Source organism: Actinoplanes sp. NPDC051411 (assembly GCF_040682075.1).
Lineage (GTDB): Bacteria > Actinomycetota > Actinomycetes > Mycobacteriales > Micromonosporaceae > Actinoplanes.
Genome location: NZ_JBFBAD010000058.1, coordinates 1 through 25,282, shown reverse-complemented (window position 1 = coordinate 25,282; position 25,282 = coordinate 1). Strand labels below are relative to the sequence as shown.

The following is a 25,282-nucleotide window of genomic DNA, read 5'->3' as shown; positions in this document are numbered from 1 at the left end:
GCCCCGCCTTGTGCTTGTTTCAGGAAGTGGCGGCCTTCTGGGCCTGTTTGACGGCCTCCGGCCAGGCGGCGTCGGGCTTCAGCCCGCCCTGCTGTACGCGGGTGATCACGTTTTCCACCGCGACCCGGACCGGGCCGTTCTTCTTGCCGAGATACTGCGGCTTGAGGTTCTCCGCGGTCGCGGCGTAGATCTGGCCGGTCGGCGCGTTGTTCATGTACTCCTTCTTGTAGTCGAGCACCGCCGGGTCCTTGTAGAGGGCGGGCTGCGACGGAAGGTTGCCGACGGTCTTGAAGACCTCGATCTGCTGCGCCGGCTGGACCATCCACTTCACGAAGTCGGCCGCGGCGTCGATGTTCTTGCCCTGGGCCGGGATGGTCCACCAGGAACCGCCCCAGTTGCCGCCGCCGCCCGGGATCGCGGCGATGTCCCACTTGCCCTTCTGCTCCGGCGCGGTGTCCTGCAGGTGGCCGAGCATCCAGGCCGGGCAGGCGATGACCGCGAACTGGTCCTTCTTGAAGCCCTGGTCCCAGTTCGGCTGCATGCTGGCGAGGTTGGCCGAGATGCCGGCCTTGATGGCCTTCATGCTGTAGTCGAACGCGAGCTTCGGGCCGCCGTCCATCTGCAGCTGGTCGCTCGAGTCGAAGTAGCCCTGCGGCTGCTGGGACAGGATCGGGTTCATCAGGTTGGTCGCCGAGTCGACGAACTTCTTGCCGGTCTTGGCGGTGTAGTTCTTGCCGACGTTGATGAAGTCGTCCCAGGTCGGCCAGAGCTTGGAGACGGCGTCCCGGTCGGTCGGCAGGCCGGCCTTCTTGAACAGGTCGTTGCGGTAGCACATGGCCAGGCCGCCGACGTCGGTGCCGAGGCCGATCTGCTTGCCGTCCGGCGACATCGACTCCTGCCACTTCCAGGGCAGGTATTTGCCCTGGAAGTCGGCGCCGCCCTTGTCCATGAAGTTGACGAACTTGTCGGCCTGGCTGCGGAACTGGACGATGAAGCCCTCGTCGACGGCCGAGATGTCGGGGGCGCCGGAGCCGGCGACCAGCTTCTTCTGCAGGTTCTCGTGCTGGACGTTGTAGTCGCCCGCGTTCAGCACGATCTTGACGTTCGGGTGGGCCGCCTCGTATTCGGCCTTGAGCTTGTCGAGGCCCATGTCGCCCCAGAACGCGACCTTGAGCGTCACGGTGCCGCTCTTGTCGCCGCCGCCCTCGAGCTTCTGCCCGCTACAACCGGTGATCGCCAAAGTTGCGACGAGCCCCACGGCGGCCAACCGCAGACCTCGTTTGCCAAGCCGTTCCATCACGCCTCCACAGCGGAGAGAGTTTACTGAACCGGGTAAGTTGCTGAGACGCTAAGACGTGACTCGATGAGTGTCAATAGCGTGTTAAGCAGGCCGGTAAGCAGCGCAAAACGGGCATCAGGTTTACAACAGGGCGGTGATCGGCAACACTTAACCGATCAAGCAATAAGCGCCGACGCAGTTTTCGAAACCGTGCGATTCCGTGAGAGCGCTCTACCGGGCGGATGCCGGGCGCTCCAGGCCCCCACGCCTCGGTAAGCTCGGCGAGGACGTGCGCCGGAAGGCTCGGCGGGAAAAGAGGAGACCGGGTGAAGCGGCCTACGATCGCCGACATCGCGCGGCGGGCCGGAGTGTCCAAGGGCGCGGTGTCATATGCGCTCAACGGCCAGCCCGGAGTCTCCGAGGCGACGCGCCAGCGCATCGTGGCGATCGCCCAGGAGATCGGTTTCAACCCCAACAGTGCCGCCCGCGCGCTCTCCGGCGCCCGGGCCCGCGCCGTCGGGCTCACCCTCAACCGCCCGGCCCGCATCCTCGGCATCGAGCCCTGGTTCATGGGCCTGATCAGCGGTTTCGAGTCCGAGCTCTCCTCCCGGTCGTACGGCCTCACCCTGCAGGTGGTCGGCTCCGAGGAGCAGGAGATCGAGGTCTACCGCCGCTGGTGGGGCGAGCGCCGCATCGACGGTGTGATCGTGACGGACCTCCGCGAGGACGACATCCGCATCCCGGTCCTCCAGCAACTCCAGCTGCCGGCAGTGATCATCGGTGGTCCGGGCGAGACCGGCGACATCCCCCAGCTGTGGTCGGACGACGCCGGCGCGATCACCGAGGCGGTGCGCTACCTGGTCGCGCTCGGCCACCGTCGCGTCGCGCGGGTCGGCGGCCTCCCCGGCCTGCTCCACACGCAGGCCCGCACCCGCGCGTTCGAACAGGTCACCAAGGATCTCGGGCTGGTCGAGGCGATCACCGTGCCGTCCGACTACACCGGCGAGGAGGGCGGCCGCGCCACCCGGCGACTGCTCATCGACGCCGACCGGCCCACCGCGATCGTCTACGACAACGACGTGATGGCGGTCGCCGGCCTGGCCGTGGCCCAGGAGATGGGCCTGTCGGTGCCGGGCGATCTGTCCATCGTGGCCTGGGACGATTCCCCCCTGTGCAGCCTCGTGCACCCGCCGCTGACCGCGCTCACCCGCGACATCGCGGAATACGGCGCCCACGCCGTCCGGCAGCTGCTGGCCGCGATCGACGGCAACCACCTCGGCAGCGTCGAGGCCGGCACCGCCCACCTCACCCCGCGCGGAAGCACCGCTCCCCCGCGCTAGCCGGTGCGGTGGCTCTCCAGATAGGCCTCGATCCGTTCGGCCGGGGCCGGGCGGCCCAGCGCGAAACCCTGCCCATAGAGGCAGCCGGCCCGCGTCGCCCGCTCGATCTGCTCGGCCGTCTCCAGGCCCTTGCCGACGATCTCCAGGCCCAGCCGGCGACCCAGGCTGACCACGACGTCGATCACGGACGGGCCACCGGTCTCGGGCGTCGTGTTGACCAGCGTGGCGTCCAGTTTGAGCATGTCGACCGGCAACCGCCGCAGGTGCGACAGCGAGGCCTGACCGGCTCCGAAGTCGTCCAGCGCCGCCCGCACGCCCAGCTTCCGCAGCCCGGCCAGCGAAGCCACTATGGCCGGCACGTCCTCGGCCACCCAGTCCTCGGCCACCTCGACGATCAGGCGCTCGGGCGCCAGGCCGTAGCGCTTCAGGGTGCTCTGGACCCGGTCGGGGAAGCGGGCGGTGAGCAACTCGCGCGGCGACACGTTGACCGACAGCCAGAACGCGGTGTCGCCGGTCTGCCAGGCGGTCAGGTGCTTGCAGGCGGCGTCGAGCACCCACTCGTCGATCTCGGGCGCGATGCCGACCGCCCGGGCGATCGGCAGCAGCTCGGCCGGCAGGATCGTGCCGAGCTGCGGGTGCCGCCAGCGCAGCAGCGCCTCGACCCCGACCGGCTGCTGGTCGCGCAGGTCGACCAGGGGCTGGAAGACCAGGTCGAGCTCGCCCCGGTCGGCCGCGCCGAGCAGCTGCTTCTCGAGGTCCATCCGGCGGTTGAGCTGCACCTCGACGTCGGGGTCGTACCACTCGACGCGATCGCGGCCGAGCTGGCGGGCGCGGCGGCGGGCCAGGTCGGCGTGCCGCAGCACCTCATTGGAGTCGCCGCCGCCGGCCAGCTCGGCCAGTCCGACGCTGGTGTGCAGCTCGACGATCGAGTGCGGCAGCGAATAGGGCTCGGCGAGCGCGGTCGTGAGGCGGATGGCCAGCGCGTAGGCCAGCACGGCACCGTCCGAGGTGAGCACCGCGAACTCGTCGCCGCCCAGCCGGGCCGGCACGTCACCCTCGCGGAGCAGCGCCCGGATGCGCCGGCCGACCTCGATCAGCACGGCGTCGCCGGTCTCCCGGCCGCGCGAGTCGTTGATCTCGGCCAGCCCGTGCAGGTCGATCACCAGCACGCTGCCCGGCTGACCGGCCCGGCGGCGATGGTCGAGCAGGTCGCGCATCAGCTGCCGCCGGTTGGCCAGCCCGGTGAGCTGGTCGGTCCACGACATCCGGTGCAGCGTCCGCTCGAGGTGCTTGCGCTCGCCGACGTCGCGGACGTGCACCACCAGGGCGGCCACCTCGGGCACCGCCCGCTGGTCGGAGATCGTCGACTCGGTGTCGCGCCACAGCTCGGCGCCGTCGCGCATCCGCGCGTTGACCAGCGCCGGAGGACCGTCCGCGTGGTCGCCCGAGAGCACCGACTCGATCACCAGCTGGGCGTCGGCCACGTCGTCGGGGTGGATCAGATCGCTCCACTCGCGGCCGACGACCTCCTCGTCGTCGAGTCCGAAGAGCCGGGCCGCGGCCGGCGACTGCCACCGCACCCGCAGGCGCTCGTCGAGCACCAGCGTGAGGTCGGTGGCGCCGGCGACCAGCGAGCGGAAATGCGCCTCGGCCACCCGCAGCTGACCCGCGTACCGCCGGATGTCCCGCACGACCAGCAGCTCCCGCATGACCAGCACGGCCACCATCGAGATGCCCAGGATGATCGCGGTGGTGTCGAACGACCAGACGGTGACGAGGTGCCAGAGTGCGGCCACGACGCCGACCGCGGCCGGCAGGGCGAGCAGCGGATAACTGGCCAGATATTGGTCGGGGTGACGCGGTTCGAGCGGCGGCGCGACGAGGTCGCGGCGCCCGCCGCCATCGGCGGTGGCGGCCAGGCCGATCACGATCGGCAGACCGAGCAACGGTACGCCGATGCCACCGCGCCCGAGAATCTGGAACGTCGTCAGGGCCCCGACCCCGATCAGAACCGCGATCGCCCCGAGGCCACAGCTGATGGTCGGCCAGCGGTGCGGCCGGCCGCGCAGCACGGTCACCGTGACGACCGTGATGCCGGTGGCGGCCAGCATCGTGATCGGCAGCGTCGCCGGGGCGGCCGACTTGACCGGCGGGATCAGATAACCGGCGAAGGCGAGGCTGACGCCGAGCCCGACGCCGTCGAAGGCGCGGCGGAGCAGCACGCTCCACCGGGTCGCGATGCCCGGCAGAAGCAGCGTCCCCTGGACGTAAAGCAACGTCACGGCGCCGAAGCCGAGAGTCGCCCAGAGGGCCGCGCCCGGCGAGCCCCCGAGCGGAGCGACCGCGGTCAGGCCGGCCGCCAGCGCGCCGAGCCCGACGAAACCGGCGCCGCGACAGGCCACATATGACCCGTCGGAGTGGTGGATGGCCAGGGCCGTGCGCAGCAGGTGCAGGCCGGCCCAGAGACCGGTGCCGCCGACCGCGATGGCCAGGGCGGCCGGGCCCGGCGTGACACCGGCCGCGCCGCCGACCAGCACCGCGACCGCGACCGCCGGCACGGCGAACGAGGTCGCCCGGCCCGGGAGCCGGCTGTGCTCGAGCGGTGGCACGGCCACGACGGCGCATCCTCTGATGGGGGGGGTATCGAGGGGGCTCTGCACCAGCTCAACGAGCATCCCTCGAACAGGTTACGGCGGCCGGTCGGCCGGCGCATGGTCGGATCGTCGGGTATGGACAGCCGCTGGTCAATTCCCGGACACCATAGGTACCCCGTCCGGGTGCCCGTCGGGTCCCGCGGAGTGGATGGGAGGATGACGCGGTGAGTCGAAAGCCCCTCCTTCGCGTCCGCAAGACCGGCGCGCTGCTGGTCGCCGGCGTGATCGCGTTCGTGGGCACGGTCCCGCTGGCCGGGGCCTCCCGCGCGCTGGCCTGGGTGCTGGTGGTCCCGGCCGCGGTGATCGTCTGGGCCTGGCGGGCCGGCACCGACGTGCGGGAGGACGACCTGCGGGTCAAGGCCCTGGTCGGGAGCACGCGGGTGCCGTGGTCGCGCATCGTCGAGCTCGCCCCGGACGAACGCGGCCGCATCTCGGCACTGCTCGACAACGGCAACGCGATCAAGCTGACCGGGGTGACCCGCGACAACCTGGCCCGGGTGCTCGCCGTGGCCGGCAAGGCTCCCTCTCCCCCCGTGGCCTCGCCCGACGAAGAAGAGCCCTCGCCCCAGGATTGATCGTCGGGCACGGCACCGACCTGGCCCTCAGCTAACGTCGCTACCCTGGGGGCGTCGACTCGGGTCGGCACTCGAGGAGGTCGTGTGAGCGTGCGTAACCGCCGGTTCCGGGCCGTGGCCGTGGTCCTCGGCGCCGTGCTGGCGCTGACCACCGCGTGTGCTTTCGGCCCGCCCGGCCCGGACGAGGAGGGCGAACCGCCCAACCTCCCGCCGCCCTCCGCGCCGTCGCTCGGCCCCGACTCCAGCGACGGCGATCAAGAGGTCGTGGTCACCGTGCTGGCCAAGCACCTCGCGATCCCCTCCGGCATCGCGTTCCTGCCCGACGGGTCGGCGCTGGTCACCGAGCGTGACACCGGCCGCATCCTGCAGGTCGGCCCCGACTCCGACGCCAACGGCCTGACCGTCGCCGAGGCGCGCCGGCTCAACGAGACCCAGCCGTCCGGCGACGGCGGCCTGCTCGGCATCGCGGTGTCCCCGAAATACGCGTCCGACAAGACGATCTTCGTTTACTACTCGACGGCCAAGGACAACCGCGTCGCCAAAATGACGCTCAAAGGCAAGCTGCAGCCGATCCTCACCGGCATCCCCCGCTCCGAGGCGGCCGACGGCGGCGCGCTCGCCTTCGGCCCCGACGGCTTCCTCTACGTGGGCACCGGCGACGGCACCCCGGCCGGCACCCAGGCGCCCAACGCGAAAAACCTAGGCGGCAAGATCCTGCGGATGACCACGGCCGGCAAGCCGGCACCGGGCAACCCGGTCAAGACGTCGCTGGTCTGGGCGTCCGGCTTCCACAACGTGCAGGGCCTGGCCTGGGACAAAAACAAGAAGATGTACGCGAGCGACAACGGCCAGCCCAAGAACGGCGAGCTCAACGTCGTCGACAAGGGCAGGAACTACGGCTGGCCCAAAGCCGACGGGCCCGGCAGCGACGCCAAGCTGACCAACCCGCTGCTCAGCTGGCCCTCCGCCGACTCCACGTGCGTCGGCGTCGCGACCATGGAGCAGAGCGTGGCCACCGCGTGCCTGACCGGCAAGCGCATCTGGCTGGCCGGGGTGACCGCCAACGGCACCGTGCTGGGCAACCCGCAACCGCTGCTCGTCGGGCAGTACGGGCGGCTGCGGGCCCTGGTCGGCGCCCCCGACGGGTCGATCTGGGCGAGCACGTCAAACCAGGAGGAAGGCGCCACCCCCGGCCCCGACGACGACCGCCTGATCCGGCTGGTCTTCTCCGACGGCGGCGCCGGCCGGAGCTGACATGGGAATCTTCCAGCGCGTCTCCGCCGCTCTGCGGTCGGCGGCCGCCTTCGCCGGCCGGTGCGGGCGCAACCGGTGGACCCGCCGCGCCCGGACGGCCGCGATGGTCGGGCTGGTCAGCATCGGCGGCGTGATCATCGGGACGATGCTGTTCGCCCACACCACCCTCGACGTGGGCCCGTTCCGCGCCGAGATGTCGATCAGCCCGTCGTTCAAGGGCGGCACCGAGATCGACATCCCGCCGCTCGGCTCACTGCACCTGCGCAGCCACGACGGGCCGATCCACCTCAAGGTCAACCTGGGCTCGCTCGACCAGAGCCGCACCGAGGAACTCATCGACCGGCCCGGAGGCTTCTCGGCGGCCGGGGAGAACGCGGTCGACGACGTACGCACCGGGATGATGCGCCTCGGCGTACGCACCCTCGGCATCGGGGTGCTCAGCGCCCTCATCCTCGCCACGCTGATCTTCCGCAACGTGCGCCGGATCGCGGCGGCCGGGGTCACCGCGCTGGTCGTCACCGGCGGCAGCCTCGGCCTGGCGGCCGGCACCCTCCGCCCCGACTCGATCGCCGAGCCCCGCTACGAGGGCCTGCTGGTCAACGCCCCGTCGGTGGTCGGCGACGCCCGCAAGATCGCCGACAACTACGGCCGGTACGCCGACCAGCTCCAGCAGATCGTCAGCAACGTGAGCCGGGTCTACACGACGGTGTCGGCCCTGCCCAGCTACGAACCGGCCGGCAACACGACCCGCATCCTGCACGTCTCCGACCTGCACCTCAACCCGTCGTCGTGGGGCCTGATCCGCACCGTGGTCAAGACCTTCGACATCGACGCGGTGGTCGACACGGGCGACGACGTCGACTGGGGAAGCGCGGCCGAAACCTCGTACGTCTCCTCCATCTCGACGCTCGGCGTGCCCTACATTTACGTCCGCGGCAACCACGACTCGAGCGCGATCCAGTCCGCGGTGGCCAAGCAGAAAAACGCGGTCGTGCTCGACAACACGATCACCACGGTCGACGGCCTGACGATCGCGGGGATCGGCGACCCCGAGTTCACACCGGACAAGAGCACGACCGAGCCCCCGGAAGACCCGGCCACGTCGCCGCTGCTGCAGAGCGGCCAGCAGCTGGCCGACACGGTCCGCGGACACGACAAGCGGGTCGACTTCGCGATGGTCCACGACCCGGCGATGGCGCCCCCGCTGTCCGGCGTGGTGCCGCTGGTGCTGGCCGGCCACCTCCACCAGCGCCAGGTCAGCCTGCTGCCGGCGCCGTCCCCCTCACCGTCGGCCTCCTCCACCGACCCGGCCACGCCGTCACCCTCGATCTCGGCGTCCCCGTCCACCCCGCCGATCCCGACCCGCCTGATGGTCGAGGGGTCGACCGGCGGGGCGGGGCTGCGCGGCCTCGAAAAGGACAAACCGACGCCGCTCGAACTGTCGGTCCTCTACTTCGACGAAAACCACAACCTGAAGGCGTACGACGACATCCAGCTCGGCGGCACCGGCGAATCCAACGTCGAAATGCAGCGCAACGTCATCGGCGCCAGCGACGACATCCTGCCGTCCCCGTCCGCCTCCCTCTCCCCGTCCCCCGCGGACATCCCCGAGATCCAACCCAGCCGCTGATCGACCAGCCCCCGCCCGGCGCCGCCCGGCCTGCTCCAGGCGCTTGCCGCCGGCACGATCACGCTGGCCGGCACCCTCGCCGCCCGGCCGCTACCCGACGCGGCTCGCCCGCCGGCCAGCTCGCTCGCCGCCTGACCGCTACCGGACGCGGCTTACCCCACCTGGTCGGCTCGCTCGCCGCCCAACCCCTACCCGAAGCGGCTTGCCCCAGCTGGTCGGCCCGCTCGCCGCCCGACCGCTACTGGACACGGATTTGCTTCGGCTGGTCGATGGCACGCTCCTCCTGGTCACCGGGCTGTGCTGGCGACGAATGACCGCCGGCTTCGCTTCGCTGGGCATTCGGCGACGATGCGGGCGGGCGGCGGTCCGCCGGGGCATGGGTGCTGGCGTTTCGCCGTCTTCGTCGCGGTCGAGTGCGCCGCCGGGAAGTCGCTGGGCGGCCCGGACCGGATCGACCGGCTTGGTGGGCACCGTCGCCCGGGTCGCGTGGTCGGACCCGGCACTAGTGGTGACGGTGACGATGCACCGCGAGCAGCGCGGCAATGCCGGCCGCCGAGGCTATTTCACGGTCGCCACCGCCGCAGCCGCAGCCGCCATGCCGGACCCGTCGAGGCGGCAGCTTTCTGACGGGAGCCGCCTCAGCGACCCTCGATGCCGACGGCGCTCTTCCGCTGCGGAAGACCACCCGGTCGTTGGAGCGCCAATGTCTGCCGGCGTCGACTGCCGGCCCCTCGGAGCGCGCAGTGCCGGACGCCGTGGTGCGCCCTTCCCGGCGCGCTTCCAGCCCTGGCCGCAGAACGTCCCCAACCGCGGCCTCATCCATCGCGAACTCGACAACCCCGGTCCGCTCCCGGTCTGCGCCGCCCAGCCACATGAGCGACTTCAAGGCTGCGGCGTTTGGGGCACACCGGGCCGCGCTCTACGCATCGGGCGAACCGCCGGCCCGCACGGCATTCACCGCGCCGAACCACCGGCCCGACAGCGACCCGTCAGGGCCGCCGAACAGCCGGCGTGACGACCGTCGTCGGGCTCCGCTGAGTGGCCGGTGTGACGACCGTCGTCGGGCTCCGCTGAGTGGCCGGTGTCGGAGCTAGCGCTGAGCGGCTGGCCGGGGGCGGCCGCCGAGCGGTGCACGCGGAACGGTCCCGGAAGCCGCCGGGTCCGGCCGGCGGCCGGGCGCCGGGCTCAGCCCACCGCCTGGCCGGGCCGCTCCTCACGGGGCGGCCTCGGGTTGGGCGGGGCGGCTCAGCGCGTACGGAAAAAGAGCCTAAGCCCCCAGGCGGGCGAGAATCAGTTCCCGGACGGTTTTGGCGTCGGCCTGGCCGCGGGTGGTCTTCATGACCGCGCCGACCAGGGCGCCGGCGGCGGCGACCTTGCCGTCGCGGACCTTGGCGGCGATGTCGGGGTTGGCGGCGATGGCCTCGTCGACCGCTGCCGTGAGGGCGCCGGTGTCGGAAACCACCCCGAGGCCGCGGGCGGCCATGACGGCGGCCGGGTCGCCTTCGCCCTCGACGACGCCCTCGAGGACGGCGCGGGCCAGCTTGTCGTTGAGTTTGCCCTCGTCGACCAGCTTTTGCAGGGCGGCCACCTGGGCCGGGGTCGCACCGACCGCGGCCAGTTCGATGCTCTGCTCGTTGGCGCGGCGGGCCAGCTCGCCCATCCACCACTTGCGGGCGCCGGCCGGGGACGCGCCGGCCGCGATCGTCTCCTCGATCAGCTCGACTGCGCCGGCGTTGGCCACCGACTGCATGTCGGTCTCGCTGATGCCCCACACCTCGGCGAGCCGGGCGCGCTTGACGCTCGGCTTCTCGGGCAGGGCGGCCTTGAGCTCGGCGACCCAGGCCGGGTCGGGCGCGATCGGCACCAGGTCGGGCTCGGGGAAGTAGCGGTAGTCGGTCGCCTCTTCCTTGGACCGGCCGGAGCGCGTGTCGCCGGTGGTCTCCTGGAAGTGGCGGGTCTCCTGGAAGATGCGGATGCCCTGGTCGAGGAGCGACGACTGCCGGATGATCTCGGAGCGGACCGCCCGCTCGACCGAGCGCAGCGAGTTGACGTTTTTGGTCTCGGTGCGGGTGCCCCACTCGGCGCCGGGCTTGTTGAGCGAGGTGTTGACGTCGCAGCGCAGCGAGCCCTGCTCCATCCGGACGTCGGAAACGCCCAGCGAGCGGACGATGTCGCGCAGCTCGGCGACGTAGGCCCGGGCCACCTCTGGGGCGAGCGCGCCGAGGCCGGGCACCGGCTTGGTGACGATCTCGACGAGCGGGATGCCGGCCCGGTTGTAGTCGACCAGCGACTCGGTGGCGCCGTGGATGCGGCCGGTGGCGCCGCCGACGTGCAGCGACTTCCCGGTGTCTTCCTCGAGGTGCACCCGCTCGATGTCGACCCGGTATCGCTTGCCGTCGACCTCGACGTCGACATAGCCCTCGACGCAGAGCGGCTCGTCGTACTGCGAGGTCTGGAAGTTTTTCGGCATGTCCGGGTAGAAGTAGTTCTTCCGCGCCATCCGGCACCAGGAGGCGATGTCGCAGTTGAGCGCGAGGCCGATGCGGATCGTCGCCTCGATGGCCGCCCGGTTGGACACCGGCAGGGCGCCCGGAAGGCCCAGGCAGACCGGGCAGACCTGGGTGTTGGGCTCGGCGCCGAAGTCGGTGCGGCAGCCGCAGAACATCTTGGTGCGGGTGCCCAGCTCGACGTGAGTCTCCAGGCCGATGACCGGCTCGTAACGGCTCACCGCGTCCTCATAAGAGGGCAGAGCGGTCGTGGTGGTCATTCTTGGGGCTCCCTTCAACCGGACAGGGACCAGCCTATCGGGCGGCACCGACAGGTTTCCGCAAGCCCTGGAGCTGCCGGCGGCCGGTCTCATCCGACCGGGAATCGTTAGATATCTTTCCTAATAGTGGTCCCGCGGGTTAGCATCCCCGGCATGTGTCGACATCCGTCGATGCGTGCCGGTTCCTCTTTCCCCCAAGGAGTGCCGCTGTGAAATTCCGATCCCCCTTCACCCTGATCGCGGCGGTGGCGCTGCCCCTGGTCGCGACCGCGGCGATCGCCGCCACCTCGGGCCCCGCCTCGGCGGCGACCGGACCGACCGCGGCCCAACTGCTGGCCAAGATGGCATCCTGCACGGTCGCGTCGAACGGCAAATACGCGACCGACGACGGCGCGGCCTCGACGGTCAACATCTGCAAGAACGGCAACGTCTACCACTGGACATCCGACCTCGACGTCGACTGCGACGGCATCGGCACCACGAACTGCAACGGCTCGACCGACCCGTGGTATCAGGCGCAGACCTCGTTCGACACGTCCAAAGGGCAGTACTTCACCGCCGACACCACGCACTACTTCGTGATCCCGCTGCCCAGCTCGCGCTTCAGCTACCAGAGCGCCGGCATCAAACCGGGCAACGTGGGCGCGGTCATCTACAACAACAAGATCGTGTACGCGGTCTTCGCCGACGAGGGGCCCGACAACATCATCGGCGAGGCGTCCTACGCCACCGCCCGTGACCTGGGCATCAACCCGAACCCGGAAAACGGCGGCACCGACGGGCCGGTCACCTTCATCGTCTTCACCGGCACCGTTCCCAACCCGGTCGAGAACAACGCGACGATCGACTCGGTCGGCGCGGCCGCGGCGAGCGCGTTCGTCGGCAACGGCGGTGGCGGTACGACCACGCCGCCGACGACCGGCCCGACCACCAGGCCGCCGACCACCACGCCGACTACGCCGCCGGCGGGCGCCACGACCTGGGCGGCGGGGCACGCGTACAAGGTTGGCGACGTGGTGACGTACAGCGGCGTGCAGTACAGGTGCCTGCAGGCCCACACGTCGATCGCGTCGTGGGAACCGCCGAACACGCCGGCGCTCTGGCAGCGGCTGTAATTCACGGAAGGCGGCCCACGGAACCGCAGGGCCGCCTTTCTTTATCTCCGGTAACCCAGCGCGGCGAGCGATTCGCCAATGCGGGCTCGCGCCTCGGCGAACGACGGAACAGCGGAGAGACGGTCGAGGGAGATCGACTCAGCCAGTTCCTCATAGAAGTCTTCGATCGGGCGCTTGAGCCGACTGACGAGCTCACGGATCGGCACCTTGGGATCGGGTAGGCGCTCGACGTCGGCTGGGCGGGCGGGAACACCGAGCCGGGCGTCGGTCCAGTTGATGCCGAGAACGCTGCGGAGCGCGTCGCCGTCGGCGAGCACCCAGGCCTCGGTCTTCCGGACGGGAACCACGGGAATCAGTCGCTCGGCCCGCCCGTCGCCCCAGGCCACGACCAGCGGATCGATCCACTCGCGCTGGACCCGGTCGGTGCTGCCGTCCTGGTCGCGGTGCACGAAGACCAGATGGAACGTGTTTTCGTGCCGGCGAACGAGATCGACGATGTCTGGGACGGCAAGCGGCCTCATCCGTTCCCGGAGCACGGTCACCCGCTCGACGTCGACCATCTCCGAGAAGTCGGCCGCGCACACATCTTCCAGGCAACGTCGGAGAAGGAAAGGAAGAAAGCGGTCGTCGGAGCTGCCCTCGGCGATGAGCGCCGACATGAGAAACCGCATCAGACGCCGAGCTCCCGGCGAACCTCGAATTCGCTGATCTCCGCCGGGCTTACCAGCCGCGTATTCGGGTCGAATCTCTCTTGATCAACGAGTGAGGGTCGTTCGCCGTTCGAGATCAGTCTGGGCTGTGTGATGTGGCTACGCGACCGGCCTGGACCGACTCTGGAGACCGCAGCGAAGAAGACGACGTCCCCATGTACGCCGTCTGCCATCGCCGGTCCGAGCGCACGCAGCATCGCCGGTGAATGACTGCTGAGCAGCAACTGGGTGACCGGCGCGGCCGGGTCTGAAGCACGCCGATCGAGCGCGCGATCGACTATCGACCTGAGTCGGCGGACCAGGGTGATCAGTCGCTCGGGATAAATTCCGTTCTCCGGCTCCTCGAAGCACAACAAACCCGAGTTGGCTGGATCGTAGGCCGCCGTGAGCAATGCAGCGGCGCGCAGGGTTCCGTCGGAGGCGACTCGGGCGGAAACCACACCGCCTCCGCCTCGCGGCCGGAACTCGACTTCACGTCGAAGCCTTCGCTCATCCTCGTCGATGCTGATGCCGCTCACGTCCGCGATGACACTCGCGAGGTCGGCGGAAATGTCGCCGAGCACGCCGCCCGGTCGATCTTCGCTAGCGGTGGCCCGTGCGATCCGGTTGAGGGTGTTGGGCAGATGGGCGCCATCAGGACCTAGCGTGTCCGGCTCCCCAAAACTGTCCGGCCGGCGCAACACGACCGGATCGAGGTGCAGGTTGCGCCACGACTCGAGCTCCCGTTTCAGGGCATAGAGCACAGCGGACTCGGCGGTCGTGCCGATAACCGACAGGACCGTCGCGGCGGCGCTGTCGGCCGGCAACATTGAGCCGGAATGCGAGCCTTTGAAAATCTGGAAGATCGTCGGCTTACCGTCGCGCAGTTCGGTGTCGAGGTAGATGTCCTCGATCGCCCGATCGTCGCTGACCAGTCGGCCTGCTGTCGCAACGAACCGATTGGTCCAACGATCGTCAGCCGGCGCAAGTGCCCGCGCGTTCTCGTACGCGACAAAAGGCCTCGGACCGGCCGGACCGTCGCGCAGCTCGATCTCCAACTCGTACCGGACGCGTGTGGTCGGCATGGTGCTGGTCTCGCCGAACGCATCGGTGACGGCGTCGTCCAGCAAGACTTCAACGGCGAACCGCATGCGGTCGGCTCGGCGTCCCTCGGAGTCGGCGTGAAACAACTCGAGCAGGTCGCCGCGCGCGCCCTGCGCAGCCTTCACCACTGGTTGGCCGGCCAGGCGCGAGAGGAAGCGAAGTGCATCGAACAGGTTCGACTTTCCCGCGCCGTTCGGTCCGAGCAGGACCAGGAACGGCGGTAGGTCCAGCGCGAAGTCGCGGAACGTCTTGAACCCGTCGATCTCGATTCGAGTGAGCACTCGCTTCCTCCCAGGCCGGGAAAGCCGCTACAGCGCCGGCGGCGTGAGCGTGCCGACCGCTGACTCGAGGGCCGCCGCCACCCGGTACATGCGGTCGTCGGCCATCGTCGGGGCCATCACCTGGAAGCCGACCGGGAGGCCCTCGGACAGGCCGCACGGTACGGAGATCGCCGGCCCGCCGTAGAGGTTGGTCGGGATCGTGAAGAGGTCGGCCAGGTACATCTGGTAGGGGTCGGAGGTGCGCGACCCGAACGGGAACGCGACGAACGGCGTGGTCGGGGAGACCAGCACGTCGACCTGCTCGAAGGCGGACTGGAAGTCGCGCGTGATCAGGGTGCGGACCTTCTGGGCCTGGCCGTAGTAGGCGTCGTAGTAGCCGCTGGAAAGCGCGTACGTCCCCAGGATGATGCGCCGCTTGACCTCGGGGCCGAAGCCGGCGTCACGGGTCAGCGACATGACCTCCTCGAGCGACCGGTTGCCGTCGTCGCCGACCCGCAGGCCGTAGCGGACGCCGTCGAAGCGGGCCAGGTTGGATGAGCACTCGCTCGGGGCGATCAGGTAGTAGGCCGGCAGCGCGTATTCGAAGTGGGGGCAGGACACCTCGACGACCTCGGCGCCCAGCTTGACCAGCGCCTCCAGGCCCTCGCGGAACGCGGCCAGCACGCCGGGCTCGGAACCGTCGCCGGCGAACTCCTTGACCAGGCCCAGCTTGACGCCGGTCAGGTCACCCGAGGCGCCCAGCCGCGCCGCGCCGACCACATCGGGCACCGGCGACGGGATCGACGTCGAGTCGCACTCGTCGTAGCCGGCGATCACCGAGTGGAGCAGGGCCGCGTCCTCGACCGTCCGGGCACACGGGCCCGGCGTGTCGAGCGACGACGAGAAGGCGATCAGGCCGTACCGCGAGGTGCCGCCGTACGTCGGCTTGGCCCCGACCGTGCCGGTGACCGCGCCCGGCTGGCGGATCGAGCCGCCGGTGTCGGTGCCGATGGCCAGCGGCGCCTCGTACGCCGCGACCGAGGCCGCGCTGCCGCCGCCCGAACCGCCCGGGATGCGGCCGAGGTCCCACGGGTTGTGGGTCGGGCCGTAGGCCGAGTATTCGGTCGACGAGCCCATCGCGAACTCGTCCATGTTGGTCTTGCCGAGCATGACCGTGCCGGCGGCGCGCAGCCGCTGGACGATCGTCGCGTCGTACGGCGGTTTCCAGCCCTCGAGGATCTTGGAGGCGGCGGTGGTCGGCACGCCCTTGGTGGCGAGCACGTCCTTGACCGCGACCGGCACGCCGGCGAGGGGGCCGGTCACCTCGCCACGGTCGACGGCTTCCGCGGCCGCGAGCGCACCGGACCGGTCGATGTGCAGGAATGCATGTACTTGATCATCGACGGCGGAGATCCGGTCGAGGTGGGCCTTGGCGACCTCAACCGCCGAGACCTCACGCGACTTGATCATGGCAGCAAGAGCCGCCGCCGACTCACGGGTCAAATCGGTCATGGCGACTCAGGCCTCCTCGTCCAGGATCCGCGGCACCCGGAACCGGCCCTCATACGCATCGGGGGCGCCGGACAGCGCCTCCTCCTGCGTGAGGCACGGCCGCGGCACGTCGTCGCGGTAGACGTTGGTCAGGGGAACGGAATGCGAAGTCGGCGGGATGTCGTCCGCGGCCACCTCTCCGACCCGGGCCACCGACTGCAGGATCACGTCGAGCTGCCCCGCGAACTGGTCCAGTTCCTGGTCGGTCACAGCGAGCCGCGACAGGTGCGCGAGATGCGCGACCTCTTCGCGGGAGATGGCGGCCATCCGTTGCCCCCTCTTGAGTCGGAGAAGAAAGCTGACCGGACGAGTCTATTTGACGGGTGTCAGGCCGGGCCGCAGCGGGCGGTAGCGGACGAGCCAGTCGGCCAGGTCGGGGGCCGGCATCGGCCGGGCGTGGAACCAGCCCTGGGCGGCGTGGCACCCGGCCGCGGCCAGCAGACGCCAGGTCCGCTCGTCCTCGACGCCCTCGGCGACCGCCCGCAGGTCCAGCGCCTCGGCCAGGTCGATGACCGACCGGACGATCGCGGCGTCACCCCGGTCGGTGGCCATCCCGAGCACGAACGAGCGGTCGATCTTCACCTCGGCGAGCGGCAGGCGGCGCAGGTGCTGCAGCGACGAGAACCCGGTGCCGAAGTCGTCGAGCGAGATCGCGATGCCCATCCGGTCCAGCTTGGTGATCGTGCTGAGGACCCGGTGCGGGTCGGCCATCAACGCGCTCTCGGTGATCTCCAACTGGAGCAGGTCGGGCTTCACCGCGTACGCCGAAAGCAGTTCGCCGACCCGGTCGGCGATGTCCCCCGAATGCAGATCCCGGACGCTGACGTTGACCGAGGCCCGCAAGGGCCGGCCGGCCGCGTCCCACACCGACAGCTGGGCGATGACGTCGTGCAGCACCCGCTCGGTCAGCAGCCGCATGACCGGCGTCGGCTCGGCCACCCGGATCAGCTCCTCGGGGCCGACCATGCCGCGGTCGGGGTGCCGCCAGCGCAGCAGCGCCTCCACACCGACCACCTCGCCGGTCGCGATCGCGATCTGAGGCTGGTAGAAGAGCATGATCCCGTCGTCGGGCGCGTCCTCCCGCAGCACCCGGCGCAGATCGGCCAGCAGGGCCAGCCGGTCCGGCGAATGGTGCGCGGCCTCCGGGCCGTAGATCGCGACCTGGTCACCGCGCTGCTTGGCGTCATACATGGCGGCCTCGGCCGCCCGCAGCAACTCGGCGCCGTCCCCGCCGCGCTCGGTCTGCAACGCGATGCCGATCGACGCACTCACGTCCACCGGCAGCCCGTCCAGGGCGAACGGCCGATTCAAGGCCTCGGCCAGGTGCCGCGCGATCCGGCGGGCGCCCGGCGCCCCATCGACCCGGGTCGCCAGCACGGCGAATTCGTCACCCCCCAGACGTACGACGAGGTCGTGCGCCGGGACCACGTCGGAGAGACGGCGCGCGACCGCGATCAGCAGACGGTCACCGACGCTGTGTCCGAGCGCCTCGTTGACGTTGCGGAACCGGTCCAGATCGAGCAGCAGCAGGGCCACCGGGCGGCGTTCGGTGACGCTCGCCTCAAGCGCCCGCCGGTTGGGCAGGCCGGTGAGGGCGTCGACGCGCGAGGCCCGCTCGAACTCGCCGGCCGACCGGACCATGCGGTGCACGGCGTGCAGAGCCAGCAGCACCAGCGGCACGAACGGCAGCCCGACCTGGGCGGTGGCCAGCACAACCGGGCCGAGCAGCAACAAAGCCGAGGTGGCGAGCAGCTCGACGCCGCGTTTCCGGGGCCGCTTGTTGGCGGTGGCCAGCGAGATGAGGGCGGCCAGGCCGTAGCGGGCCAGAATCCAGGCGGTCGCGGCGGCCACGGTCAGGACGGCGTCGCCCCAGTGGGGTTGCGGCCCGACCGTCAGGCCGGCCAGGGCCGCCACGGCCGACGCCGCACCGAGGGCGACGGCATGCTGCAACGCCAGATGGAACGTACGGCGTACGGGCTGGCGCATCCGCCACCCGGCGACGGTGACGGCCACCAGCTGGACGGCCATCGCCGGTACGAATCCCCAGGCCAGCGTGATCGCGAAAGTGAAACAGATCGACGGGAGGATGACGGCGCTGGCCCGGCGGTCGGCGACCACATAGGGCCGCGAGTCGACGAGCACGGCGAGGACGGCCATGACCCAGTAGGCGCTGGGCAGCCCGCTGAAGTGACCGCGTCCCGTGGCCCAGAGGACCAGGTCGGCGGCCACGGTCAGGACGCCACTGACGAGAACGGCCCGTCTGTTCCCACCGTTCGCCGTGGAGCTGCGCGGCCGTGCGGCATCCATGCGACCTCCACCATGGCGTCGATCATTCCGATCGCTCTCACGATAGATCCACATGTCCTTTTCACCGCGAAACGGCTTCAGCGTTATCAAATCGGCATAAGCCTCCAAACGCTCAACAGCCGAAATTTCCCCCGCTCGGGTGATCGGAATGTTCGGTCGTGGGGCTGTGGGCAGCGGCCGGGAAATGTCAGAGGGGGCTGGTTTACTCACCCCACCCAAACGGGCGGGGTGGAGGGCGCCCAACGGCGCTGCTGCCAGGAGGCAAGGCGCGCCACGGCACAGCCGGCGCATGGAAGCCGTCGCGAGGTGCGCGACGGCACGGTCAGCGAGCGGGCGGCCTCGCAGGGTGCGAGCGCTGCCGGGGACGGCAGGCAGAGCGCGCGACAGCCCGGCCAGCGAGTGGACGGGACTCCCGAGTGCGCGACGGCACGGTCAGAGAGCGAACGGCGGCCTCGAGTGCGCGACGGCACGGCCTGAGAGCGGACGGCACCGCAAAGTGCGCAACGGCACGGCCCGAGAACGGACGGCACCGCAAGGTGACAGCGCGACAGCGCTGCCAGTAGGCGGCAGGCAGAGCGTGACAGTCCGGCCAGCGTGTGGACGGCACCGCCGCGTTCGCAACAGCACGGTCAGAGAGGGGACGGCACGCAAAGTGTCGGCCGGCAAAGCGCCCAACAGCGCTGCCATCAAACGGCAGGTCAAGCGCGGGACAGCACGGCCAGGGAGTGGTGGACGGCACTACAAAGACGCGTAACCGCACAACTGTGTCGCCGACACAGGCGGTAGCGGCCGCGGCGCAGTTTCGCGAGGCGCGGCCGAGCAGGCCCGGCCGAGCGAGTGCAGCCGAGCAGGGGCAGAACCGCTATTCAGCCGCCGGTTTCTCGGGTTTTTCTTGGGCCGGGGCGGCGATTTCGGCGATCGCTCGGGCGGCGTCGGGCCCCTCGGAAAGCAGGACCGCGAAACCTTCCTCGTCGAGCACCGGGACCTTCAACGACAGCGCCTTGTCGTATTTGCTGCCCGGGTTGTCACCGACGACCACGAAAGCCGTCTTCTTGGAGACCGAGCCGCTCACCTTGCCGCCCCGGTCGGTCACGGCGGCGGTCGCCTGGTCGCGCGAATGGGTCGACAGTGTGCCGGTGACCACTACGCTCAGGCCCTCGAGCGGGCGCGGCCCGGTGTCGACGCGCTCGTCGGCCATGCGCACGCCGGCCTCGCGCCACTTGCGGACGATGTCGCGGTGCCAGTCGACCGTGAACCACTCGCGCAGGCTCTCGGCGATGATCGGACCGACGCCCTCGACCTGCGAAAGCACATCCGGCTCGGCCTTCGCCTTCCGCGTGGCACCTTCTGAGGCCACGGCGTCACCGCCCTCACCCGACCCGGCCGCGCCAGAAACGTCAGCCGAAGCGCCAACCGACCCCGCCGCGTCCGAAGCCTCGACCGATCCGGCAGCATCCGCGGCCGCCTCCGCCTCGGCCAGCTGCCTCGCGGTCTGGGCGACGATCGCCTCGATCGCCTCCATTGAGCCGAATTCGCGCGCCAGCGCCTGCGCCGCCGTCGGACCCACGTGCCGGATCGACAGGCCGACCAGCACCCGCCAGAGCGGCCGTTCCTTGGTCGTCTGCAGGTTTTCCAGGAGCTTGGTCGCGTTGGAGCCGAGGCTGCCGTCCTGGTTGACGAAGAACGGCGACTGCGCCAACTGGTCGGCGGTCAGCGCGAACAGGTCACCCTCGTCGCTGATGACTCCGGAGTCGAGCAGGGCCTGGGCCGCCTTGTAGCCCAGCACCTCGATGTCGAAGGCGCCCCGCCCGGCCAGGTGGAACACGCGCTCGCGCAGCTGGGCCGGGCACGACCGGGTGTTGGGGCACCGGATGTCGATGTCGCTCTCCTTGGCCGGCGCCAGCCTGGTGCCGCAGGAGGGACAGTGGGTCGGCATCACGAACGGGTGGGCGTCGTCGGGTCGCAGGTCGATGACGGGGCCGAGGATCTCGGGGATGACGTCGCCGGCTTTGCGGAGCACGACCGTGTCGCCGATCCACACGCCCTTGCGTTCGACTTCGCGGGCGTTGTGCAGGGTGGCCTGGGCGACCGTGGACCCGGCCACCTTGACCGGTTCGAGCAGTGCGAACGGTGTGACCCGGCCGGTGCGGCCGACGTTGACCGCGATGTCGAGGAGCTTGGTGTTGACCTCTTCGGGCGGGTATTTGTAGGCGATCGCCCAGCGCGGCGCCCGGCTGGTCGAGCCGAGCCGGCCCTGGATCGACACCGAGTCGACCTTGACGACCACGCCGTCGATCTCGTGTTCGACGTCATGGCGGTGCTCGCCGTAGTAGGCGATGAACTCGCGCACCCCGGCCATGTCGTCGACCAGCTTCCACCGGCTGCTGGTCGGCAGCCCCCACGCCTGGAGTGCCTCATAGGCGTGGGACTGGGAGGTCGGCGTGAAGCCCTTGCGGGCGCCGATGCCGTGCACGACCATGCGCAGGCCGCGCGAGGCGGTGACCCGCGGGTCTTTCTGGCGCAGGCTGCCGGCGGCGGCGTTGCGCGGGTTGGCGAACGGGGCCTTGCCCTGCTCGACCAGCGACGCGTTGAGGTCGGCGAACGCGGACACCGGGAAGTAGATCTCGCCGCGCACTTCGAGCAGTTCGGGCGGGTTGTCGCCGGCGAGACGTTCGGGGATTTCGCGGATGGTGCGCACGTTGGGCGTGACGTCCTCACCCGTACGCCCGTCGCCGCGGGTCGCCCCGCGGATCAGCCGGCCGTTTTCATAGGTCAGGTTGATCGCCAGGCCGTCGACCTTGAGCTCGCAGATGAACTCGACCGGGCCGCCCGCGTCGCGCACCGTGCGCTCGGCCCATCCGGTCAGCTCGTCGCCGTCGAAGACGTTGTCGAGCGAGAGCATGCGCTCGGCGTGCTCGACCGGGGTGAAGAGCGTGGAGAACGACCCGCCGACGTTCTGCGTCGGGGAGTCGGGCGTGCGCAGTGCCGGAAACTCCTGCTCCAGCCCCTCGAGCTCGCGCAGCAGCCGGTCGAACTCGGCGTCGGTGATCGTCGGCGAGTCGAGAACGTAATAGCGGTATTGGTGGCCGCGGAGCTCGTCGGCCAGCTCGGCGTGCCGCGACGCGGCCTCGGGGGTGGGATCTTGGCCCGCGGCGACCACCTGGTCGGGGGTCGGGCCGCCGAACTCGATCTCCTCGCCGGCCGCACCGGAGGAACTCGAAGAAGAAGCCTGCTGGGGCACCGGGACCTCCGTCGTCACTCGCTTACGAGAAGACGGTAGCGGCCACCCCCGACAATTTCCGGCTCAGCCCTCCGCCTCGGCCAGTCGCTTTCCGGCCTCGCGGCACGCGGTCAGCGCGGCTCGGGCATATGCCGGGCTTGTCCCGGCCAGCCCGCACGCCGGCGTCACCACGACCTGCTGTCCGATCCGGGCGACCGGGAAGCCGAGCTGCTGCCACAGCTTGCGCACCCGTTCGGCGGCGGCCTTTCCGTCCGGTCCCGGCGAACCGGCGACGGGCACCGTCGGGACGGCACCGGCGAAGAGGCCGATTCCGGCCTCGATCGCCTCACCCAGAGGATCAAGATCTTTCAGCAGCCCGAGGTCGAGCGACACGCCGGCGGCTCCGGCGTCGCGCAGCGTCCGCAGGGGTACGCCGGGAGCACAGCTGTGGATCACGACGGGCACGCCGACGGTCTCGACCACGGTCCGCAGGGCGCTCGACGCGTCGGGTCCGTCGACCGCCGGGTAGGCGCCGAGCCCGCTCTCGGTCGGCACCCGCCCGGCCATCACCGTCGGCAGCGACGGCTCGTCGAGTTGGAGCAGCAGCGACGCTCCCGGCACCCGCTTGCGCACCTCGTCGACGTGCCGGCGCAGGCCCTCGGCCAGGGAGGTGGTCAGATCGCGCACGGCGCCCGGGTCACGCAGCAGCCGCCCGCCGATCTGCAGGTCGAGGCCGCCCGCGAGGGTCCACGGGCCGGCCGACTGCAGCTTGAGCACCCCGGTGTAGCCCTCGGCCTGCTCGGTGAGCTGGTCGAGGTCACGTTCGAGCAGGTCGGCGGTGACGCGCAGGTCGTGGCCGGGCCGCGGGGCGACCTGCCAGCGACCGGCGTAGAGCTGAACCGGCAGCTCGACCAGGAAGCCGGCGGTGCGCCCGAGCATGTCGGAACCCGGCCCGCGCCCCGGCAGCTCGGCCAGGTGCGGCAGGTCGGGCAGCTCGCCGAAGACGACGCGCTGCGCCTCGGCGATGTCGGTGCCGGGCAGCGACCCGACCCCGGTCGCCGATCCGCTCGGCCACGAAAACTCGCTCACCGCGCGGCCTCGGCCGAAACCGGCTCCCGGCCCGCCGGCTCGCTCGCGCGCACGCCGGCCGTGATGGTCGCCGAGCCGAGGACGACGTCGCCGCCGGAAGCGTCGGTGCGGTAGGCCACGATCGCCTGCCCGGCGGCCACCCCCCGCGCCGGCTGGTGGAGCCGGGCGCTCAGCACACCGTCGGCCACCGTCACCGTCGCCGGGACGACCTCGCCGTGCGCCCGCAGCTGCACCTCGCACTCGATCGGGGTCTGCGCCCCGTGCCAGATCGGCCGGGTCGCGGTGACCACGTCGACCTCGAGGTCTTCGCGGGGACCCACGGTCACCGTGTTGGTCACCGGGGTGATCGACAGGACGTAGCGCGGGCGGCCGTCGGCGGCCGGAACCCGCAGGTCGAGCCCCTTGCGCTGGCCGATCGTGAACGCGTAGGCGCCCTCGTGGCCGCCGAGGCGCTCACCCGTACGCCCGTCGACGATGTCTCCCGGAGCGGAACCGAGCCGGTCCTGCAGGAATCCGCGGGTGTCGCCGTCGGCGATGAAGCAGATGTCGTGCGAGTCGGGCTTGTCGGCCACCGCCAGGCCGCGCGCGGCGGCCTCGGCGCGCACCTGGGCCTTGGTCGAGTCGCCGAGCGGGAAGACCGCGCGGTCGAGCTGCTCGCGGGTCAGGACGGCCAGCACGTAGGACTGGTCTTTGCCCTGGTCGACGCTGCGCCGCAGCTGCCCGTCGGCGCCGAGCCGGGCGTGATGCCCGGTGACGACGGCGTCGAAACCGAGCGCGACCGCCCGGTCGAGCACCGCCTCGAACTTGATCTTTTCGTTGCAGCGCAGGCACGGGTTGGGGGTGCGGCCGGCGGCGTATTCGTTGACGAAGTCGTCGACGACGCTCTCGTGGAACTGTTCGGCCATGTCCCAGATGTAGAACGGGATGCCGATCACGTCGGCCGCCCGGCGCGCGTCGCGGGAGTCTTCCAGCGTGCAGCAGCCGCGTGCGCCGGTGCGGTAGGTCTGGGGGTTTCGGGACAACGCCAGGTGCACACCGGTGACGTCATGACCGGCGTCCCGGGCGCGCGCGGCGGCGACGGCGGAATCGACCCCGCCGGACATGGCCGCAAGAACTCGCATGCCTAGAGCCTATCCGCCTTTTCAGCGCGGCGTTTTCCAGGCCGTCGCCCGGCGGGCCCGCTCGACCGCGCCGGGCAGCGCGGCCAGGAGCGCATCGACGTCGGCGGCGGTCGAGGTGTGACCGAGGGTGAAGCGGAGCGAGGAGCGGGCCCGCTCGTCGTCGGCGCCCATCGCCAGCAGCACGTGGCTGGGCTGGGCGACGCCGGCCGAGCACGCGGAGCCGGTCGAGCACGCGACGCCCTGGGCGTCGAGCAGCATCAGCAGGGCGTCGCCCTCGCAGCCCGGGAAGCTGAAGTGGGCGTTGCCCGGCAGGCGGTCGTCGGCGTCGCCGTTGTAGATCGCGTCGGGCACGGCCGCCCGGACGCGGGCGATCAGGTCGTCGCGGAGGGCGCCGACCCGGGCGGCGTATTCCTCCCGGCCCTTGACCGAGGTCTCGACGGCCACCGCGAAGGCGGCCACGCCGGCCGTGTCGAGGGTGCCGGAGCGCACGTCGCGCTCCTGACCGCCGCCGTGCAGCACCGGCGTCGCGGCGACGTCGCGGCCCAGCAGGAGTGCGCCGACGCCGACCGGGCCGCCCAGCTTGTGCCCGGTGACGGTCATCGCGGCGACCCCGCTGGCGGCGAAGTCGACCGGGATCTGGCCGACCGCCTGGACGGCGTCGGTGTGGAAGGGAACGCCGGCCTCGGCGGCCAGGCGGGCCAGCTCGTGGATCGGCTGGACGGTGCCGATCTCGTTGTTGGCCCACTGCACGCTGATCACGGCGATCTCGTCGCGGTAGCGGTCGAGCAGCTCGGCGACGGTCTCCACCGAGACCCGGCCCAGGGCGTCGACCGGCAGCAGGCCGGCCACCGCACCCTCGTGGGTGGCCAGCCAGTCGGCGGCGTCGAGGACGGCGTGGTGCTCGACCGAGGAGACGAGGACCCGGTTGTGGTTGAGCGAGGTGGCCTTGCGGGCCCAGAAGATGCCCTTGGTGGCGAGGTTGTCGCTCTCGGTGCCGCCACTGGTGAAGATCACCTCGGACGGGCGGGCCCCAAGTGCCGCGGCGATGCGCTCGCGGGACTCCTCGACCAGCCGGCGGGCACAGCGCCCGGCGGCATGCAGGGACGACGGGTTGCCGACGTCTCGGGCGGCGGCGACGTAGGCGTCGAGCGCTTCCGCGAGCATGGGCGTGGTCGCCGCGTGATCCAAGTAGGTCATCGCTGCCAAGCTTATTCCGTGCGCGAAGGAAGTGAGTTGCCAGCGATCGCCGCGGGCGCCATGGCGCCCGCGGCGTACAAAAACAAAGATCTCCGTATTGTCAAGTATTTTAAAAGAGTGATGATACTAT

Annotated in this window: 17 protein-coding genes; 5 read left to right on the top strand and 12 right to left on the bottom strand. The window is 70.8% G+C overall.

The window, feature by feature from the left end; translation table 11 throughout:
• Positions 1 to 19 precede the first annotated feature (19 nt).
• On the bottom strand, positions 20 to 1,297 hold the full coding sequence (locus AB0M88_RS28965) for an extracellular solute-binding protein (protein ID WP_364107682.1): 1,278 nt from the start codon (positions 1,295 to 1,297) through the stop codon (positions 20 to 22).
• A 308-nt stretch (positions 1,298 to 1,605) separates the two neighbouring features.
• On the opposite strand from AB0M88_RS28965, the gene AB0M88_RS28960 reads away from it, so the two are divergent.
• Entirely contained in the window at positions 1,606 to 2,619 is a 1,014-nt protein-coding gene (locus AB0M88_RS28960; protein ID WP_364107680.1) for a LacI family DNA-binding transcriptional regulator, read from the top strand.
• Here AB0M88_RS28960 and AB0M88_RS28955 read toward each other — a convergent pair.
• Positions 2,616 to 5,234, bottom strand: coding sequence for a bifunctional diguanylate cyclase/phosphodiesterase (locus AB0M88_RS28955; protein WP_364107678.1), 2,619 nt, complete (start codon positions 5,232 to 5,234; stop codon positions 2,616 to 2,618). The two genes, AB0M88_RS28960 and AB0M88_RS28955, sit on opposite strands and share 4 nt — an antisense overlap.
• Positions 5,235 to 5,437: 203 nt before the next feature.
• Here AB0M88_RS28955 and AB0M88_RS28950 point away from each other — a divergent pair, with 203 nt between their 5' ends.
• The 3 genes from AB0M88_RS28950 (at position 5,438) to AB0M88_RS28940 (ending at position 8,732) form a co-directional block, all read left to right on the top strand.
• A complete protein-coding gene (locus AB0M88_RS28950; RefSeq protein ID WP_364107676.1) occupies positions 5,438 to 5,848 on the top strand; it encodes a PH domain-containing protein in 411 nt (136 codons plus the stop codon).
• A gap of 84 nt (positions 5,849 to 5,932) precedes the next feature.
• The gene (locus AB0M88_RS28945) at positions 5,933 to 7,102 is read left to right on the top strand and encodes a PQQ-dependent sugar dehydrogenase (protein ID WP_364107674.1); all 1,170 of its coding nucleotides are present in this window, start codon (positions 5,933 to 5,935) and stop codon (positions 7,100 to 7,102) included.
• A 1-nt stretch (position 7,103) separates the two neighbouring features.
• On the top strand, positions 7,104 to 8,732 hold the full coding sequence (locus AB0M88_RS28940) for a metallophosphoesterase (RefSeq protein ID WP_364107672.1): 1,629 nt from the start codon (positions 7,104 to 7,106) through the stop codon (positions 8,730 to 8,732).
• Positions 8,733 to 9,999: 1,267 nt separating this feature from the next.
• On the opposite strand, the gene gatB is transcribed toward AB0M88_RS28940, so the two are convergent.
• Complete coding sequence (gene gatB, locus AB0M88_RS28935) at positions 10,000 to 11,499, bottom strand: Asp-tRNA(Asn)/Glu-tRNA(Gln) amidotransferase subunit GatB (protein ID WP_364107670.1); 1,500 nt, start codon at positions 11,497 to 11,499, stop codon at positions 10,000 to 10,002.
• 209 nt (positions 11,500 to 11,708) lie between these two features.
• On the opposite strand from gatB, the gene AB0M88_RS28930 reads away from it, so the two are divergent.
• Positions 11,709 to 12,614 carry a glycoside hydrolase family 75 protein gene (locus AB0M88_RS28930; RefSeq protein WP_364107668.1) on the top strand — a complete coding sequence of 302 codons (906 nt, stop codon included), beginning with the start codon at positions 11,709 to 11,711 and terminating at the stop codon, positions 12,612 to 12,614.
• A gap of 41 nt (positions 12,615 to 12,655) precedes the next feature.
• On the opposite strand, the gene AB0M88_RS28925 is transcribed toward AB0M88_RS28930, so the two are convergent.
• The 9 genes from AB0M88_RS28925 to AB0M88_RS28885 form a co-directional block, all read right to left on the bottom strand.
• Positions 12,656 to 13,285, bottom strand: coding sequence for a DUF4276 family protein (locus AB0M88_RS28925; RefSeq protein ID WP_364107666.1), 630 nt, complete (start codon positions 13,283 to 13,285; stop codon positions 12,656 to 12,658).
• Entirely contained in the window at positions 13,285 to 14,688 is a 1,404-nt protein-coding gene (locus tag AB0M88_RS28920) for an AAA family ATPase (RefSeq protein WP_364107664.1), read from the bottom strand. Before AB0M88_RS28920 ends, AB0M88_RS28925 begins: the two co-directional genes overlap by 1 nt.
• Before the next feature lie 27 nt (positions 14,689 to 14,715).
• Positions 14,716 to 16,179 (bottom strand): Asp-tRNA(Asn)/Glu-tRNA(Gln) amidotransferase subunit GatA, encoded by a 1,464-nt coding sequence (gatA, locus tag AB0M88_RS28915; protein ID WP_364107662.1) that lies wholly within the window; start codon positions 16,177 to 16,179, stop codon positions 14,716 to 14,718.
• A gap of 6 nt (positions 16,180 to 16,185) precedes the next feature.
• Positions 16,186 to 16,485 carry an Asp-tRNA(Asn)/Glu-tRNA(Gln) amidotransferase subunit GatC gene (gene gatC, locus AB0M88_RS28910; protein WP_364107660.1) on the bottom strand — a complete coding sequence of 100 codons (300 nt, stop codon included), beginning with the start codon at positions 16,483 to 16,485 and terminating at the stop codon, positions 16,186 to 16,188.
• Positions 16,486 to 16,530: 45 nt separating this feature from the next.
• The gene (locus AB0M88_RS28905) at positions 16,531 to 18,525 is read right to left on the bottom strand and encodes a bifunctional diguanylate cyclase/phosphodiesterase (RefSeq protein ID WP_364107658.1); all 1,995 of its coding nucleotides are present in this window, start codon (positions 18,523 to 18,525) and stop codon (positions 16,531 to 16,533) included.
• 862 nt (positions 18,526 to 19,387) lie between these two features.
• Complete coding sequence (gene ligA, locus AB0M88_RS28900; RefSeq protein ID WP_364107752.1) at positions 19,388 to 21,715, bottom strand: NAD-dependent DNA ligase LigA; 2,328 nt, start codon at positions 21,713 to 21,715, stop codon at positions 19,388 to 19,390.
• 114 nt (positions 21,716 to 21,829) lie between these two features.
• Complete coding sequence (locus AB0M88_RS28895) at positions 21,830 to 22,834, bottom strand: methionine synthase (protein WP_364107656.1); 1,005 nt, start codon at positions 22,832 to 22,834, stop codon at positions 21,830 to 21,832.
• Positions 22,831 to 23,955 (bottom strand): tRNA 2-thiouridine(34) synthase MnmA, encoded by a 1,125-nt coding sequence (gene mnmA, locus AB0M88_RS28890; protein WP_364107654.1) that lies wholly within the window; start codon positions 23,953 to 23,955, stop codon positions 22,831 to 22,833. Before mnmA ends, AB0M88_RS28895 begins: the two co-directional genes overlap by 4 nt.
• A gap of 21 nt (positions 23,956 to 23,976) precedes the next feature.
• A complete protein-coding gene (locus tag AB0M88_RS28885; RefSeq protein WP_364107652.1) occupies positions 23,977 to 25,152 on the bottom strand; it encodes a cysteine desulfurase family protein in 1,176 nt (391 codons plus the stop codon).
• Between the last annotated feature and the right edge of the window lie 130 nt (positions 25,153 to 25,282).

Excerpts from the sequence above, each read along its gene's own strand:
- AB0M88_RS28965 (WP_364107682.1), bottom strand. The coding sequence starts at position 1,297 with ATGGAACGGCTTGGCAAACGAGGTCTGCGGTTGGCCGCCGTGGGGCTC.
- AB0M88_RS28940 (WP_364107672.1), top strand. The coding sequence starts at position 7,104 with ATGGGAATCTTCCAGCGCGTCTCCGCCGCTCTGCGGTCGGCGGCCGCC.
- gatB (WP_364107670.1), bottom strand. The coding sequence starts at position 11,499 with ATGACCACCACGACCGCTCTGCCCTCTTATGAGGACGCGGTGAGCCGT.
- AB0M88_RS28925 (WP_364107666.1), bottom strand. The coding sequence starts at position 13,285 with ATGCGGTTTCTCATGTCGGCGCTCATCGCCGAGGGCAGCTCCGACGAC.
- gatA (WP_364107662.1), bottom strand. The coding sequence starts at position 16,179 with ATGACCGATTTGACCCGTGAGTCGGCGGCGGCTCTTGCTGCCATGATC.
- gatC (WP_364107660.1), bottom strand. The coding sequence starts at position 16,485 with ATGGCCGCCATCTCCCGCGAAGAGGTCGCGCATCTCGCGCACCTGTCG.
- AB0M88_RS28905 (WP_364107658.1), bottom strand. The coding sequence starts at position 18,525 with ATGGATGCCGCACGGCCGCGCAGCTCCACGGCGAACGGTGGGAACAGA.
- mnmA (WP_364107654.1), bottom strand. The coding sequence starts at position 23,955 with ATGCGAGTTCTTGCGGCCATGTCCGGCGGGGTCGATTCCGCCGTCGCC.
- AB0M88_RS28885 (WP_364107652.1), bottom strand. The coding sequence starts at position 25,152 with ATGACCTACTTGGATCACGCGGCGACCACGCCCATGCTCGCGGAAGCG.